The following is a 15,139-nucleotide window of genomic DNA, read 5'->3' as shown; positions in this document are numbered from 1 at the left end:
AAGGCCGATGCTTTTTTTAGGATGTCGTTGTCCTGGCGCAGCTGGCGATTCTCGGCTTCCAGCTGCCGGATGCGTTGTTGCTCGGCCGTCAGCGGCAGTCCTGGTCCAGGCTGACCGGCTTGCTCGGCCTCAAACTGCTTGAGCCATTTGCGTACGTTGGTCTCGCCCAGCCCCATATCCCGGCAGACCTGTGCCACGCTCAGCCCTTGGTCTTTGATCATCTTGACGACTTGCAGCTTGAAGCTGCTGTCGAAGGTTCTGCGTGTTTGTGTCATTGATTCATTTCCCTCAGAAGGTGGATTTACCACCTATTGAGGTGTCCGGGGAAATTGAACCACTACACCTCTCCCGCAAGCGGGCGAGGGGGCTTAAAAACCTGGCGCTAATCCGGCCCTGCCGGCATCTCAGCTAACCTGCCGCATTGCACTTCCATCCCTTCAAACACCGCATATGCCACATCCAGCGGGAAATCAGCTGGCAATTCATCGCTTACCGTGTTGATCACGCCTTCTGTCTCGCCAATCACTTCTTCAATGATCTCTTCCGCCACATTCGCGCCCAGCCCAACCTGCTGCGCCTGCGAATGCCAATGGCGGCGCTGGATTTTGTCGATCAGGTAATGATTGCTGCTGCCACGTACCGCCATCGCCAGCTTGGCCTTCTGCGGTGCGATCTGATTCTGGCCCGAGCCGATGATCGGATGCGCGGACAGCACGTCGTACAACGGGGTGGCGTGGTAACGGTTGTCTGGCAGATGGGTGATGCTGAAATTCTTGGCGTGCCCATCGGTGGCGGCCAGCAGCCAGAACACGATCTGGGATTTGAAGAAGTCACGCCGATCCTGCTCAGCCTGTTCTGAGCCACTCAACAGCGCCAGAATCGCCGCCATGCTTGGGCCGCCATCGGCTTGATATTTTTGCCACGGGGGCGTGCCGGTGGCTTGGCACATGTCTTCCTGCGGCAGACGGATCAACCAGCTGGCATCGCTTGCCAAGCGCCGATCGAACCGCTCCACGATCAACGCCTTTTGATCTTCGAAGCAGGTCATTTCGCAGGCCGCCACCGGCAGTCCATACCCGGCTACGATTTTGGCGCACAGCCATTCATTCTCGACCGATGTGCGCATGTCGGCCTGCATATTGCCCACCAAACCCAGCGGTAGCTTGAAGATATGCGTGGTGGGCGTGCTGCCGTGGGGCAGGAGCCACTGACCATCATGGCGGAGCAGGGCGGTTTTCTCTTGTGCGCCGGCGATGGAGAGCCGCAAGTCACCTTCATGGTTCTGTTGGCCGAGTGGGGCGGCGCTGGTCGCACTGCGCAGCATTTGCGCTATGTCCCGCTCATCCAGCGCTTCCCCGATGATGGCGTACAAATCTACGGGTTCTTCATCGGGCGGCAGCAATTGGATCGCGCCGACACAGTCCCGACCGAGGGCAGCCAGCAACTCGAATGGTTCAGTGCTGCCTATCCGGTGCCGGAGCGCCAAACGGCGGCGGATGGATTCGCTATCCGGCAGCAGGTTGTCGAAGAACGCCGTCACCAACGACCCGCGATGGGTTTGGTTGCCCGGCGTGAGGGGGAGAGACAGGGACAGCGGACGACCTTGCTCGTCCGTAATCCATTCGTCGAAATAGTTCAGTAGTTCCCCACTACGGGTTTTCTCCCAACTGCCAACGGGGAGACCATTCATCCAGATATTGAGCCGCTGTGTATGTGAACGACGCCCCATTGCTTACCAGCGCTCCTTCTTTTTGGTGGGATCGGTCACCGGGCGAGGCGCGATGTAATCGCTTGCTGGCTCTGCCAGGTGCCAGGAGGTCGGTTGTTTTTCGGCCACGCGGGTTGGCGTTGGCGCGGCCACCTCAGCACGGCTCTTTTTCGGGCCTGCGGGTACATCACCGGTCAATACCAGCTCGACATCCAGAATGCGCAATACCTTGAAGAGCCGTTCCACGCTGACCGAAGCCGGGTTGGCTTCAAGCTGGGCGTAGCTTTGCTGGGTAATGCCAAGCCGCTCGGCCAAGGCGGCTTGTGTGAGCCCGTTGGCCTTGCGAAACCCTTGCAGGATGGGTTTGAGTAGCGTGAGGGTCTTGATGGGATAGTCCACGGCAAACTCCGAGGGGTGATGTTTTTACAGTTTATCTTTTGTAAACGACGAAAACAGCTTATTTAGTGTATTTATGTTTTACAGCTTTAAGTGTGTAAATGAAAAATACAAAAGATATGCTGTTTTTTTGATGAGGGAAGGTGTGGAGAATGGCTGATTACCTACTGTTGCTGTCATTCGCAGCACAGAGACACTGATGGTTGCGGACCATGCTAACGTCACGGCTGTCGCCGCTCACAACAGGAATCCGAAGCATGTTTTCACACGTTCACATCGGTGTGACGGACTTTGATCGCGCGTTCAGTTTCTATTCGGCAGTCATGGCTGAACTCGGTTTGCAGCTGAAGTTCTGCGAGGCAGACAAGCCTTGGGCGGGCTGGGTAGCTCCAGATGCGCCGCGCCCGCTATTCCTGATCGGCAAGCCGTTCAACGGTGATGAGGCCACGCCCGGCAACGGCCAGATGGTGGCGTTGCAGGCGGCAAGCCGCGCCATCGTTGACCGCACCTATGCAGCAGCGCTGGCGCACGGTGGCATATGCGAAGGGGAACCCGGTTTGCGTGTTCACTACCACCCGCATTACTACGGCGCTTATTTTCGCGATCCGGATGGCAACAAGATCGGCGTGTGTTGTCACTACCCTGAGTAAACCCGGCACCGGGCTGCCGCTGAGCAAAGCCCAACAGCCGCGTTTATGGCGCGAAACCAATTCAGCAACTTCTGTCAGGCGTGGCTGGCTTGCGGGCCATAGTCTCTCGATGGCCAAGGAGATACTTCATTGAATACAACCACCGCAGAACGCTATCACGTCAGATTTCGCAACGTGCTCGAGTACATCGATGCCAATCTGGATGGGGATCTTTCCGTCACGCAACTCTGCAGCGTGGCTGCATTCTCGAAATATCATTTCCACCGGCAGTTTTCTGAGTTCTTCGGCATCGGCGTCTTCAAGTACGTCCAGCTATGCCGCTTGAAACGCGCTGCGCATCAGCTCGCATTTCGCAACCACCACCAGATCATCGATATCGCGCTGGAGAGTGGCTACGAAGGGCCGGAGGCGTTTGCCCGTGCATTCAAGAAGAGCATCGGGCAATCCCCGTCCGACTTCAGAAAGCAGCCGCAGTGGGGCCCTTGGTACGCCATCTACCAACCGTTAAGCGAACTGAGGGTCAATCACATGAAGCCAACACAACAAGCCAAACACGTTGAAATCATCCACTTCAACGACACCAATGTCGCCGTCCTGGAGCATCGCGGCGATCCCGCTCTGGTCGGCAACAGCGTGCGCACATTCATCGAATGGCGAAAGCAGAACAAATTGCCGCCCAGCATCAGCGCCACGTTCAACATCGCCTACGACAATCCGCTGGAAACCGCCCCAGAGGACTACCGCTTCGATCTCTGCGCCGCAACGGATCGAGATATCCCCGCGAACGAATTCGGCGTGGTGCGCAAAGTGATCCTGGGCGGCCGTTGCGCTGTGCTGCGGCATATCGGCTCCACCGACACGCTGGGCGAGACCATCCGCCATCTCTATGCGGAATGGCTGCCGCAAAGCGGCGAGGAACTGCGCGATTTCCCGCTGTATTTCCAGCGCGTCAAATTCTTTCCGGACGTGGCGGAGCACGAAGCCATCACCGACGTATTTCTGCCCATCAAGTAACGCATTCCCCCCTTTTTGAAGGGGGCTAGGGGGGATTTCTGCGGCATCTCAAATTGCCACGGCGTCGAAATCCTCTGGCTGAGCGAATCTCTTCGTGCAAATCTTTGATTTGCTCAGTGATGAGATTCGCACGCTCACAATCCCCCTTCACAAAGGGGGAAGTAACACCTTGAAACGCTTCGAATACGCAGTCTTGCCAGATCGTGAACAGGCTCTTTACAAGGCGCCAAACCTCAGAATATGCGGATGCCAAACACCCCCACAAAAATCCGAACATGACGGTTACTTTATTCTGGATAAATGAGTAAGCATGGTCGATAGTGCGATCCATGCCGTCTGCATATCAACCCGGAATGGAGAGAAGTCTAGTCATGTCTGTCACCACTCAGGTTCAACCGAGCGATACCACCATCGTCAAAGCGGGCATCTACCCGGCCATCGGCATTGCCCGTGTCGGCAATAGTCTGGAAGGCTTCTACTTCGGGCCGGAAGTGCCGGAGCCCGCCCCTGCAGTGCCCGGTTCTTATCGTGACGATACCGGTGCGATCAAGCGTGAAGCCGCCCGCTTCCGCATCTACGGGTTCAATGCCGCCGGCGAAGTCGTGGCCGAGCTGACGGCAGACAACGCCGACATCCAGTGGGCCGCCACCCTCGCCAATACCAAGGCCGCTTGGTATCAGTTCCAGATCGCGCTCGATATCCCGGAAGCCGCCACCGCGCCGCCTTCCTTCCTGCGCAACATGGCCGTGGCAGATCGCTCGGTACTCAGCATCACCCCCGGCGAGCGCCAGATCAAAGGTCGCGATCAGCGGGGCAAGGCCTATGCCTTCGATAACGGTCGTTTCATGGGCGAAGACGTCTATCTGGGTGAGTTGCGCACCGATGCGCAAGGCCGGTTGTTCGTTCTGGGCGGCCGGGGCAAATCCGCCTCGTGGAACGGCGCGGAAGCGATCACCTTCGCCAATAACGAAGGCTGGTACGACGATGTTGCCGATGGCCCTGTCTCGGCGACGGTGCAGTACCAAGGCAAGGAAATTCCCGTCGATCCGGCCTGGGTCGTCGTTGCGCCGCCAAACTACGCCCCGCAGCAAAAATCCGTGCGAACCATGTGGGACTTGATGCGCGGCCTGTTCGTCAGTGAAGGCAGCCTGAGTGCGCCGGCCAAGCCCTCGTTCCAGAACGATATCCGGCCGATTTTTGAGCGCCTGTCACGCTTGCAATGGGTCAACGCTGGCTTCGCCGCTGCGTTTGGCTGGGGTGGCAGCACCCCGTTCAGCCAAGCCGAATGGATGGCCAAGCTCGCCAGCCCATCCGACAACCTGAAGGAATGGCGGCTGACGCTGTACAACCAGTTCCGCCAGTTCAAGCGCGATTCGTGGGCCCCCTCGCCGTGGCCGTGGCTCTATGGGGATGCGATGGCCATTCCGCCGGCTGAAACCCCGCTCCAGAACGCCGCGCTCAGCGATCTGCAATTGCTGTTCCTCAAGCAATGGGCCGCGGGCGACTTCGTTGCCGACTACAACCCGACCGCCATTCCGCCGCAATGTATCGACGACGTGCCGCTGGCCGATCAACCCGAAACGCTCATTCGCGCCGCCATGGAGTTCTGTCTGGCGGATGCCTTCCACCCCGGCTGCGAAATGACCTGGCCCATGCGGCAAGGCAGCATGTACATGGCCCCGTACCGGATCGCCCATCGGCCCAAGAACTGGATCGCGCCGGACTATGGCGCGGTGCTGACACCCGACAACATCGGCGACCCATGCAGTGCCCAGGCTGCTGGCGGCGTCACCCGCTGGATGGCTGTGCCGTGGCAGACCGATACCGCCAGCTGCCGCTCCGGCTACCAGAAGAGCTACGACCCCTACGTGCCAACGTTCTGGCCGGCGCGCGTGCCCAATCAGGTCATGAGCCAACAAGCCTACGAAACCGTGATCAACGAGGCGCTGCCCATCGAAGATCGCCTGCGTGCCTTCGCTAAACGCGCCGCCTGGATACGTCCGCTCGGTGCCATCAGCTATCAGGACCAGATCAACAACATGATCAAGGACATCGCCCAGATGGGCATTGTCGAAGTCCGCGAAGGGCCAAAGGACGGCTCCGGTTTCCCGGCCTGCCTCGAAGTGGAGCAATTGCCCCCGCCCACCGGCGAAAAGCGGCTGTTTGCCGCCGCCGTGTCGGAAGAGTTCGAAGACATCGACCTGACCACTGTGGAGAAAGCCCGCCATCTCGGCAGTCATCGCCGGAGTTGACCATGCTCCGTGCTGACGTCCTCATCCTGGGTGCAGGGCCGGCGGGCGCGACGGCGGCGCTCAACCTCGCCCCGCACCACCACGTGCTGCTGGTGGATCGGCTCGCCACGCCCGCCCAACGCATCGGCGAGTCGCTCCCCCCGGCTGCGCGCCGCCTGCTGACGGATATGGGCCTGTGGGACGAGTTCGTGCGCCAGGATCACGCTCCTTGCCACGGCAATCGCTCCGTCTGGGGCGGGGTGGCGGCCGAGCAGGATTTCCTGCGCGATCCAGATGGCCACGGTTGGCATCTCGACCGCGCCAGCTTCGAATCCTGGCTGCGCAACAAAGCCGTGGAACGCGGCGCAGCCTTGCTCACTTCCACCACGCTCACCGCTGTTATGGCAGTGGAGGAAGGTTGGCTGGTCACGCTGGAGACCTTGGCCGGCCCGTGCCAACTGCGCGCCAAAGTGCTTATCGATGCCGGCGGGCGTAACGCCATGCTCGCCAGAAAACTCGGTGCCCGCCGCGTTCGCCAGGACAAGCTCATCTGCGGTTGGCTCTACGGCTGCGACTACGGCAAGGCCGGTGACGGCCTATCGCATATCGAAGCGGTCGAACACGGCTGGTGGTACAGCGCACCGCTTCCCGATCAACGCCGCGTGCTCGCCTTCCATACCGATGCGGATTTACCCATCGCCAAGGCATTGCGCAATGCCGACTGGCTTACCAGCACGGCGCGGCAACTGCCCGGTTTGGGGGCGCTGCTCGAATCCGCTGGCTTTGTCGCGGATACCGACGTGAAGCTCACCGCCGCCCACTCCGCCATCTCCACCCCGCCGGCCGGCCCTGGCTGGTTTGCCGTTGGCGATGCCGCGATCAGCTTCGATCCCCTCTCATCGCAAGGCCTGTTCAACGCGCTCTATACCGGCCTTGCCGCCGCAGAAGCGTGTGACCGCGGGCTGCGAGGCGATGCCACCGCATCTGATGGCTATTGCCACGAGCTGGAGAGCATCGCCACTGCGTATCGGCAGCATCTCGGGTTTTGGTATGGCGAGGAAAAGCGCTGGAGGGATGCGGTGTTTTGGCAGAGACGGCAGCGGGAAGTGGTGTTGGCGTAGAACGAATGGCTATCCTCTTGGAATCTGTTCACGACCTTGCAAAACCGGGTATTCGAAGCGCTTCGAGGTTTTACTTCCCCCTTTTTAAAGGGGGATTGTGAGCGTGCGAATCTCATCACTGAGCAAATCAAAGATTTGCACGAAGAGATTCGCTCAGCCAGAGGATTTCGACGTCGCGTCAATTTTTGAGATGCCGCAGAAATCCCCCCTAACCCCCTATGCCTGAGCAAATCAAAGATTCGCACGACACAAAAAGGGGGGGATGACAGCGGCAAACTTTCACAAAAAAGACTTGAATAGGCGTCACGCTGCCTAGGAACCCAGCCCCCAAACGCTATCCCCCCGGAGTCCCCATGCCAAGCACCAGCACCTGCCTTTGGTTCGACAATCAGGCACTAGAAGCCGCCACCTTCTACGTCAGCCTCTTCCCCAACTCCCGCATCACCGATACCAAGTACTACCTCGAAGGCGCACCGCTGCCGGCGGGCACGGTATTGACCGTTGAATTCGAGCTGGATGGCACGGAATATCTGGCGCTCAACGGCGGCCCGGTGTTCGAGTTTTCCCCGGCTATCTCGATCATTGCCCACTGCGATACGCAGGCAGAGGTCGATACCCTGTGGCAAAAGCTCACCGCAGGCGGGCAGGAAAGCCGATGCGGCTGGCTGACGGATAAATACGGCTTGTCATGGCAAGTCGTGCCGCGCATGTTGAATACGATCCTGAACACCGCAGATGGCGCAGCATCGCAGCGCGCGTTCTCGGCCCTGATGGGCATGACCAAGCTGGATATCGCCTCCTTGCAGCGGGCCTACGACGGTTTGTGACGTTGTCGGGCAGGCCCCAGCCCGCTGGCCCGCCACCCGCATTCCGCTTAGTCTTGAATCCTCACGTTTTGAATGGCGATCCTCGATGAACCTGAATCTCACCAACCAAGTCGCAATCGTGACCGGCGCCAGCCGTGGTATCGGTCGCGCCATTGCCGAACTGCTCTCGCAAGAAGGGATGCGCCTTGTCCTTGCTGCCCGGTCAGAAGCAGACCTGAAGCACGTTGCTGAGTCCTGCAAAACCGAAACCGTGATTTTCCCCGCCGATCTGCGCGATGAGAAAAACCCGCAGCTGCTCATCGATTTTGCGATCTCGCAGTTCGGGCAGATCGACCTGTTGGTGAACAATGCTGGCGCCACCAAGCGCGGTGATTTTCTGCAGTTGTCCGAAGACGATTGGCAAGACGGCTTTGCGCTCAAGTTCTACAGCGCCGTGCGCTGCATCCGGGCCGCGTGGCCGCATTTGAGCAAGTCGCAAGGCAGCGTCGTCAATATCGTCGGGATTGGTGGGCGTACCGGCAGTGCGGATTTCGCCATTGGCGGCGCGGTGAATGCCGGCTTGCTCAATCTCACCAAGGTACTCGCTGATAAAGGCATCACCGATGGCGTCAAAGTCAACGCCATCAACCCCGGCTACATCGCGACGGACCGCTTGAAATCACGGATCACGGCGCTGGCCGCTGAAAAGGGTATTTCAGCGGATCAAGCGGCATTGGAGCTGGCGGATTCGCTCGGGGTGAAACGCTTTGGCAATCCCGCTGAAATCGCCGCTGCGGTCGCCTTCCTGGCCTCAGGCGTATCCGGCTACTGCCAAGGCACGATTCTGGATGCGGACGGTGGTCGGACGAGAACGCTTTGAGGCCAGTTAGCGAGTAGGGCCGTGGCTTATCCTTCAACCTATCGCTGATGGCTCATTGACCAAGGCAAGGAGAATAGGAAATGGCACGACTGTTTTCGCTACTCCTGCTCACCGTGGCACTCACCGCCACAGCGGATGACGTAGTGCGCATTGGTACCGGCTATGTGCTGCCGCCCTACGTGCTTCCCGAAAAACAAAGCGGTTTAGAGATCGATATCGTTCGTGCCGCTTTTGTCGCAGTCGGGTTGAAGATACACGTGGATTACCTCCCGCCGGCGCGTGCACTCGTCATGGCCAAGGCGGGGGAGCTGGATGTGGTGACGTCGGTGAACGAAGGAGCCAGCAAGGACGGTTATTTTTCCGATGCGCACATCAGCTACCGGAACTACGCGATTACGCTGCGAAGCCGCGGCTTTGCAATCAAGCGGATCGAAGATCTTGCCGGCCATAGTGTGGCCGCGTTTCAGAATGCCGATGTCTCGCTTGGGCCGGTCTATGCCGAGGCCATCAAGCACGCTTCGCACTATCAAGAGTACCCAGACCAGCTCACGCAAAATAAATTGCTCTATAGCGGCCGTGTGGAGGTGGTCGTTGCCGATAAGCTGATTTTTGAGTACCTCAACACAAAGCTTCAGGCCGAATTCGACATCAGACAGCCATTGCGGCTCGATGCCGTTTTTCCACCGACGCAGTACAAGCTTCTATTTCGCGACGCCAAATTGCGTGATCGTTTTAACGCCGGGCTGGCCATCATCCGCAGTAACGGTGAATACCGGCGCATTGAGCACCAATACATCGCTGATCAATGAAGGCGTAGGTTGGCGCTGAGCGTAGCGAAGCCCAACGTGCATGCGGTGAACATTGTTGGGCTTCATTTCATTCAACCCAACCTACCCGATGCCCGTGATAAGACTCGCCAACGCATGAAACAGGGGCTGCAACTGCAGCCCCTGTTTCATGCCTCAGCCCATCAAAGCGCTGCTGCAAGCACCTTCATGCTCCGGATGGTTTCGAGGCAGGCCCGTGCCACCTCGATCCCTTTCTTGACGAAGTGATCCGCAAAGAAGCGGTGATGGTCTTCGTGCTCGTGGAAGTCGCGCGGCGTGAGCACCGCAGACAGCACGGGCACGTCTGATTCGAGCTGCACCTGCATCAACCCGTCGATCACGGCGGATGCTACGAACTCGTGCCGGTAAATGCCGCCATTGGTCACGAGGCCAACCGCGATGATCGCGTCGTAACGGCCGGTTTGGGCGAGCTTCTACGCATCAACGTGCTCTATCTGGGTGACGGTTATCTGGCCGGGCAGAAAGACCGTTTCATGCAAGATGTGGCCCGCTTCAACGCGGCAATCATGATCGAGCCGCTATCCGGTTACACCCGCTACTTCAATGCCTACGCTGCATTTGTCCCGTCAAGCGAAAGCGGTGCGTCCAAAGAAGATGGCAGCACCCTGCGCGATACCGCATTTCTGTGCAGCTACTACACCAATGACGTAGATCGCATGCTCACCTGCAACAGCCGGCGTGTCATGACCATGAAAAAGCAGCTTCTGCCCAATGCCGATTTCATCGTCATGATCGTGAACAGCGCGCAGTTTGGTGGTGCTGGTGGCGCAATGGTGGTGGCCAACAGAACCTCATCAGACATCGTGCTGCACGAGTTCGCGCACACCTTTGCCAATCTGGCGGATGAATACGGGGGCACCGAGGCATATGGAGAAGAACAACCCAGCGCCTATGAAGCCGGCACGCTGCAGTGCTATGAAGCCGTCAACGTGACCAGACAGACCGAACGCGCGCAGATTCCGTGGGCGCATTGGCTGGATGCGGATGTGCCGCTGCCGACCCAGCCTGAAACGGCCAGCGCTTCGACAATCGGCCTGTTCGAAGGCGCTAATTATCTCGCCAAGGGCGTCTATCGCCCCACCTTGAACAGCCTGATGCGTGACGAAAGTCAGCCCTTGGGGCCGGTGAACACGGAAGCGTTTGTCTTGGCCATCTACGATCGCGTTTCACCGATCGACAAGGTTGCACCAGCCCCCAATAGCACCGTGATCTGGCAAGGGCCGGGCACGCTTTCGGTGCATGGCCATCATCGCCACGTTGATGTCGCTGGTGGCCCCCGGTTATTTCAAGCAAGCCGACCGGGGCAAGGAAAGCGTGCTGAAGCAGAACCTGCAAACGATGCGGCATTCGATCGACGATTACCGCGCCGATCATGGCAATAACCCGCAATCGATCCAGACGCTGGTGACGGATAAATACATCCGCGACGTGCCGGTCGACCCGATCACCGGCCGCAGCGATACCTGGGTGGAAAACGCGGGCGAGGAATCCGGCGTGCGCGATGTGCACAGCGGTGCCACCGGCAAGGCGCTGGACGGGAGCGATTATGCGCAGTGGTAGCCATCATCGGCGGCTGAGCCTGCAACGTGGTCTGGCCTATCTGGGGGTATTGATGATCGCCTTCATGGTCGGCTTGGGCACGATGCAGGCCGCCCGGGTGTGGGGCAAGATCCGCCAGCGCGAGCAAGAGACCCAGCTGCTGTTCGTGGGCGACCAGTACCGCAACGCGATCGAACACTATTACAAGTCCGCCGAGGGCAGCCGTTACCCGGAATCGCTGGAGGACTTGCTTGCGGATAAAAGAGTGCCGTATACCTTACGTCATTTGCGGCGACTCTATGACGACCCGCTTACCGGAAAAGCCGAGTGGGGACTCGTGAAAGCGCCGGATGGCCGTATCATGGGCGTCTATAGCCAAGCGCCCGGCACGCCGCAGAAACAAGGTGGATTCCCGGATCGATACCAGGCATTCGCCGGCAAAAGCAGTTATCAGGACTGGACGTTTGTCTACAAACCGCCGGAAGCACAGACGGCGCAGCCGCAATAGTCGGCATGGATGTTGTTTTCAAAATACGGAACCCCGGTTTCGGATTTTGCAAACAGCTTCCCGGCAAAGGATTGAGCGGCGTTTTTATCAATACAGAAATGGAATACAACCATGCTAATCGCGATTCTTGAGGATTCAGTTGCACAGGCCGAAACCATCGTTGGACTGCTCAAGCGTGCCCATTACGACACGGTGATGCGGCACGACGGCGACAGTTTTCTGGAACTGGTGAACAACGAAAAAGTGGATTTGCTGTTGCTGGACTGGGATGTGCCCGGCACACGCGGCATCGACGTATTGCGCCAGGTGCGCAAGACCCTGGGCGATAGCCTGCCGATCATGATGGTGACGCACCACGACAGCGAGCAGGACATCGTCTACGGCCTGAATGCCGGCGCGGACGATTACCTCGTCAAGCCGGTGCGCGAGCGCGAACTGGTCGCCCGGGTGGCTGCCCAGCTGCGCAAGTACTACCCGGAAACGCAAAAGCCGGAGCGCATCGAAGTCGGCCGCTATTCGCTCGATACCGAATCCCGCAAGGTCTTCATCGGCGATGCCAATGGCGCAGCGGGGCAGGAAGTGAGCCTGCCCGGTCGCGAATTCGATCTGGCGCTGTTGTTGTTCTCCCGCTCCGGCCAGATCGTCACCAAGGATTTCCTCTGCAAGCAAATCTGGGGCGTGATCGACCGCAAATACGACGCCAGCCTCGCCACCTACGTGAGCAAGCTGCGCAACGCGCTGGCCCTGCGCAAGAAAAACGGGCTGGTGATTTCGACCATTTATAACCACGGTTATCGGCTGGAACGGGCGTAGGTTGGTATTCCATGTAGCCCGGACGGTTTCACCGGCCGGGGAGCGACGTGACCGAGCACGCAAGGGTGGTCGAATGTGAGCGCAGCAACCCCGGCCGCAGAATGCGTCCGGGCTACGGGCTGGTTCTGCCGCGTAAGGGTTATTGGTAACAGAGCAGCCGGGCCGATTGATTCGTTAGCCGCTAAACTGGGAACAGCGCCAGGCAATCCGGGCGCTCACCCACATACGGCCGCTGAAATCAATTGAATACCGATACCAATACTGACCCGAATAGTCAGTCAAAAACGCCTTTCCTGGGGCTGGCCCCGTTTCTTCGCATGAGTATCGCCGGCACGGATATGCTGCCGATTGGTCAGGAAATGCTGGCCGAAGCCGAACGCAGCCCGGAAGACACCAATCTGTGGATGAATCTATCCATCGTCATGCAATGCCTTGGGCAGCATGATCTCGGTCTGGCCATTCAGGGCCAAGCCTTGGCGTTAAAGCGGGCCTATCACCTCGCCGCTGCGGAACAACCCGCCAAGTTGCGCTTGTTGATGCTGATGGTGCCGGGCGATATCGCCGCGAATACGCCGCTCGAATGCCTGCTGGAAAACAGCGATATCGATCTGGATTTCTATTACCTCTCCCCCGAAGCGCCCTTTGCTGTGGCCGATGCGGTCCCCGAGCATGATGTATTGCTCGTCGCCATTAGCGAGGCTGACGAAAATCACGCGCTGTTGCATTGGCTGGAACAAGTGCTGGCCGATTGGCCGACCCCGGTCATCAATGCCCCGCAGCACATTCCGTCCGTGGAGCGCTCGATGGCTTGTGCGCTGCTGCACAATGCGCCGGGCTTGCTGATTCCGCCGACCTTCCGCATCTCCCGCGCGGATTTAACGGCCATTGCCAATGGCGATGCCTATCTGCCCGAATTGTTGGCCGATTGCGATTTTCCGGTGATCTTGCGCCCGGTTGGCTCGCACGCCGGGCGTGATCTTGACAAGATCGATCAGCCCGATCACGTCGCTGCCTATCTGGCCAAAGTGGGGGACGCCGAGTTTTATATCTCCCGTTTCATCGATTACCGCGGCAAGGATGGCTTGTTCCGTAAATTCCGCGTTGCCCTGGTCGATGGCGTGCCGTTCGCCTGCCATATGGCGGTTTCATCGCACTGGATGATCCACTACGTGAATGCCGGCATGTATGAAGATGCGCCGAAGCGGGCCGAAGAGGCGGATTTCATGGCGCACTTTGACGAATTTGCCCAGCGCCACCGCTCGGCGCTGAATGCCATTTACCAGCGTACCCAGCTCGATTATCTCTGCATCGATTGTGCGGAGACGCCGGATGGCCAGTTCTTCGTGTTTGAAATTGACCACGCCATGGTGGTGCACGCGATGGATACGGAAGACATGTTTCCCTACAAGCAGGCCAATATGCTGAAAGTCCGCAATGCATTCCGGGATTTCCTGTTCCGTCTGCAAGCGGGTCACCCGCCACTCAGTGGACGCTTGAGAGGCCAATAAACATGAACCCACGCAATAGTCTGAATTTTTCGGGCGGGCCCGGCGCATTACCGGAAAGCGTCTTGCAGCAGGTGCAGGAAGCCATCATGGAATTGCCCGAGATTGGCCTGTCGGTATTGGGCATCAGCCATCGCTCGGACTGGTTCGCCGCCGTCATCGCCGAATTGGAAACCAATATCCGCACCTTGTTGGGGCTCTCCACCGATTACCATGTTCTGCTATTGCAAGGCGGTGCCACGCAGCAATTCTCGATGGCGCCGATGACCCTGCTGCATGGCAAGACGCACGCGGCGGAATATCTGCGCACCGGCTATTGGAGCGGCAAGGCGATTCCCGAAGCGAAACGCGAAGGCCCGATTCAGGTGATCTGGGATGGCGAATCCTCCGGCTTTACGCGATTGCCGGGCGATGACGAATTGCTGTTCTCGCCGGATGCGCCCTTTATCCACTACTCATCCAATGAAACGGTTGAAGGGCTGCAATTCCATCGCGTGCTGGGGCGAGACGATGTGCCGCGCGTTTGCGATATGTCCTCTGATTTCCTCTCCACGCCCTGCGAGGCGGAGCGGTTTTCGCTGATCTACGCCCATGCGCAGAAAAACATTGGCCCCGCCGGCGTGACCGTGGTGCTGATCCGCGACGAATTGCTCAAGGACGCGCCCGACAACCTGCCGGGTTTTCTGGATTACCGCAGCCACGTCAAAGCGCATTCCAACTTCAATACCCCGCCGGTCTTTGCGATTTACGTGGTGTTGCTGGTAACGCGCTGGCTGCTCAATGACATCGGCGGCGTGGCGAATATGCATCAGATCAACCGCAGCAAAGCCGAATTGCTCTATCGCCTGCTGGATCAGAGCAACGGTTTTTATCGCGGCCGGGCGGCCGTGCCAGATCGTTCCACCATGAATGTCACCTTCAATCTGGCCAGCCCGGAGATGGAAAAGCGCTTTCTGGCCGAAGCGGCGGCGGCGGGTTTTTCCGGCTTGGGCGGTCATCGGGCAGTCGGCGGCATCCGGGCATCGATTTACAACGCGGTGACGTTGCAAGCGGTGGAGAGGCTGGCCGGGTTCATGGACGATTTTCAGCGCCGGGCTGTTTAGGTGACAGACCGAATGCA

17 protein-coding genes are annotated in these 15,139 nt (G+C 58.9%); 13 read left to right on the top strand and 4 right to left on the bottom strand.

What is annotated here, in order from left to right:
• From BR41_RS20545 to BR41_RS23840, 3 genes are all read right to left on the bottom strand, one after another.
• The coding region (locus BR41_RS20545; RefSeq protein WP_035055075.1) for an IS3 family transposase at positions 1-275 on the bottom strand (275 nt) is incomplete at its 3' end.
• Between the two features lie 107 nt (positions 276-382).
• Complete coding sequence (locus BR41_RS20540) at positions 383-1,690, bottom strand: type II toxin-antitoxin system HipA family toxin (RefSeq protein ID WP_211251824.1); 1,308 nt, start codon at positions 1,688-1,690, stop codon at positions 383-385.
• A gap of 42 nt (positions 1,691-1,732) precedes the next feature.
• On the bottom strand, positions 1,733-2,107 hold the full coding sequence (locus BR41_RS23840) for a helix-turn-helix transcriptional regulator (RefSeq protein ID WP_084187474.1): 375 nt from the start codon (positions 2,105-2,107) through the stop codon (positions 1,733-1,735).
• 254 nt (positions 2,108-2,361) lie between these two features.
• Between BR41_RS23840 and BR41_RS20530 the strand changes: the two genes are divergently transcribed.
• From BR41_RS20530 to BR41_RS20500, 7 genes are all read left to right on the top strand, one after another.
• A complete protein-coding gene (locus BR41_RS20530) occupies positions 2,362-2,754 on the top strand; it encodes a VOC family protein (protein WP_035060965.1) in 393 nt (130 codons plus the stop codon).
• A 129-nt stretch (positions 2,755-2,883) separates the two neighbouring features.
• Positions 2,884-3,768 (top strand): AraC family transcriptional regulator, encoded by an 885-nt coding sequence (locus BR41_RS20525; protein ID WP_035060963.1) that lies wholly within the window; start codon positions 2,884-2,886, stop codon positions 3,766-3,768.
• Positions 3,769-4,139: 371 nt separating this feature from the next.
• Entirely contained in the window at positions 4,140-6,020 is a 1,881-nt protein-coding gene (locus BR41_RS20520) for a LodA/GoxA family CTQ-dependent oxidase (protein ID WP_051711508.1), read from the top strand.
• Positions 6,021-6,022: 2 nt separating this feature from the next.
• Positions 6,023-7,120 (top strand): tryptophan 7-halogenase, encoded by a 1,098-nt coding sequence (locus tag BR41_RS20515; protein WP_035060982.1) that lies wholly within the window; start codon positions 6,023-6,025, stop codon positions 7,118-7,120.
• Positions 7,121-7,473: 353 nt separating this feature from the next.
• A complete protein-coding gene (locus BR41_RS20510; protein WP_035060961.1) occupies positions 7,474-7,947 on the top strand; it encodes a VOC family protein in 474 nt (157 codons plus the stop codon).
• Between the two features lie 85 nt (positions 7,948-8,032).
• Complete coding sequence (locus BR41_RS20505) at positions 8,033-8,806, top strand: SDR family oxidoreductase (RefSeq protein WP_084187472.1); 774 nt, start codon at positions 8,033-8,035, stop codon at positions 8,804-8,806.
• Between the two features lie 80 nt (positions 8,807-8,886).
• Complete coding sequence (locus tag BR41_RS20500) at positions 8,887-9,615, top strand: substrate-binding periplasmic protein (RefSeq protein WP_051711506.1); 729 nt, start codon at positions 8,887-8,889, stop codon at positions 9,613-9,615.
• Between the two features lie 161 nt (positions 9,616-9,776).
• Here the strand turns inward: BR41_RS20500 and BR41_RS20495 are convergent, their stop codons facing one another.
• Positions 9,777-10,019, bottom strand: coding sequence for a 6,7-dimethyl-8-ribityllumazine synthase (locus BR41_RS20495; RefSeq protein WP_084187470.1), 243 nt, complete (start codon positions 10,017-10,019; stop codon positions 9,777-9,779).
• On the opposite strand from BR41_RS20495, the gene BR41_RS24965 reads away from it, so the two are divergent.
• The 6 genes from BR41_RS24965 to BR41_RS20470 all read left to right on the top strand — a co-directional run bounded on the left by BR41_RS24965 (position 9,993) and on the right by BR41_RS20470 (position 15,122).
• Positions 9,993-11,036 (top strand): M64 family metallopeptidase, encoded by a 1,044-nt coding sequence (locus tag BR41_RS24965; protein WP_084187468.1) that lies wholly within the window; start codon positions 9,993-9,995, stop codon positions 11,034-11,036. The genes BR41_RS20495 and BR41_RS24965 overlap by 27 nt on opposite strands.
• Positions 10,993-11,214: a hypothetical protein gene (locus BR41_RS20490; RefSeq protein WP_211251823.1), complete on the top strand. Its 222-nt coding sequence runs from the start codon at positions 10,993-10,995 to the stop codon at positions 11,212-11,214. The genes BR41_RS24965 and BR41_RS20490 overlap by 44 nt, the downstream gene beginning before the upstream one ends.
• A complete protein-coding gene (locus tag BR41_RS20485; protein WP_035060957.1) occupies positions 11,201-11,701 on the top strand; it encodes a hypothetical protein in 501 nt (166 codons plus the stop codon). Before BR41_RS20490 ends, BR41_RS20485 begins: the two co-directional genes overlap by 14 nt.
• A gap of 111 nt (positions 11,702-11,812) precedes the next feature.
• On the top strand, positions 11,813-12,514 hold the full coding sequence (locus BR41_RS20480; protein ID WP_035060946.1) for a response regulator transcription factor: 702 nt from the start codon (positions 11,813-11,815) through the stop codon (positions 12,512-12,514).
• A 317-nt stretch (positions 12,515-12,831) separates the two neighbouring features.
• Positions 12,832-14,022 carry an ATP-grasp domain-containing protein gene (locus tag BR41_RS20475; RefSeq protein ID WP_211251822.1) on the top strand — a complete coding sequence of 397 codons (1,191 nt, stop codon included), beginning with the start codon at positions 12,832-12,834 and terminating at the stop codon, positions 14,020-14,022.
• Between the two features lie 2 nt (positions 14,023-14,024).
• On the top strand, positions 14,025-15,122 hold the full coding sequence (locus BR41_RS20470) for a phosphoserine transaminase (protein ID WP_035060943.1): 1,098 nt from the start codon (positions 14,025-14,027) through the stop codon (positions 15,120-15,122).
• Positions 15,123-15,139 lie beyond the last annotated feature (17 nt).

It is taken from the genome of Andreprevotia chitinilytica DSM 18519 (assembly GCF_000711875.1).
Taxonomy (GTDB): Bacteria; Pseudomonadota; Gammaproteobacteria; order Burkholderiales; family Chitinibacteraceae; genus Andreprevotia; species Andreprevotia chitinilytica.
Note: the sequence above shows the minus strand (reverse complement) of the source record. Positions and strands in the feature narration are given on the sequence as shown.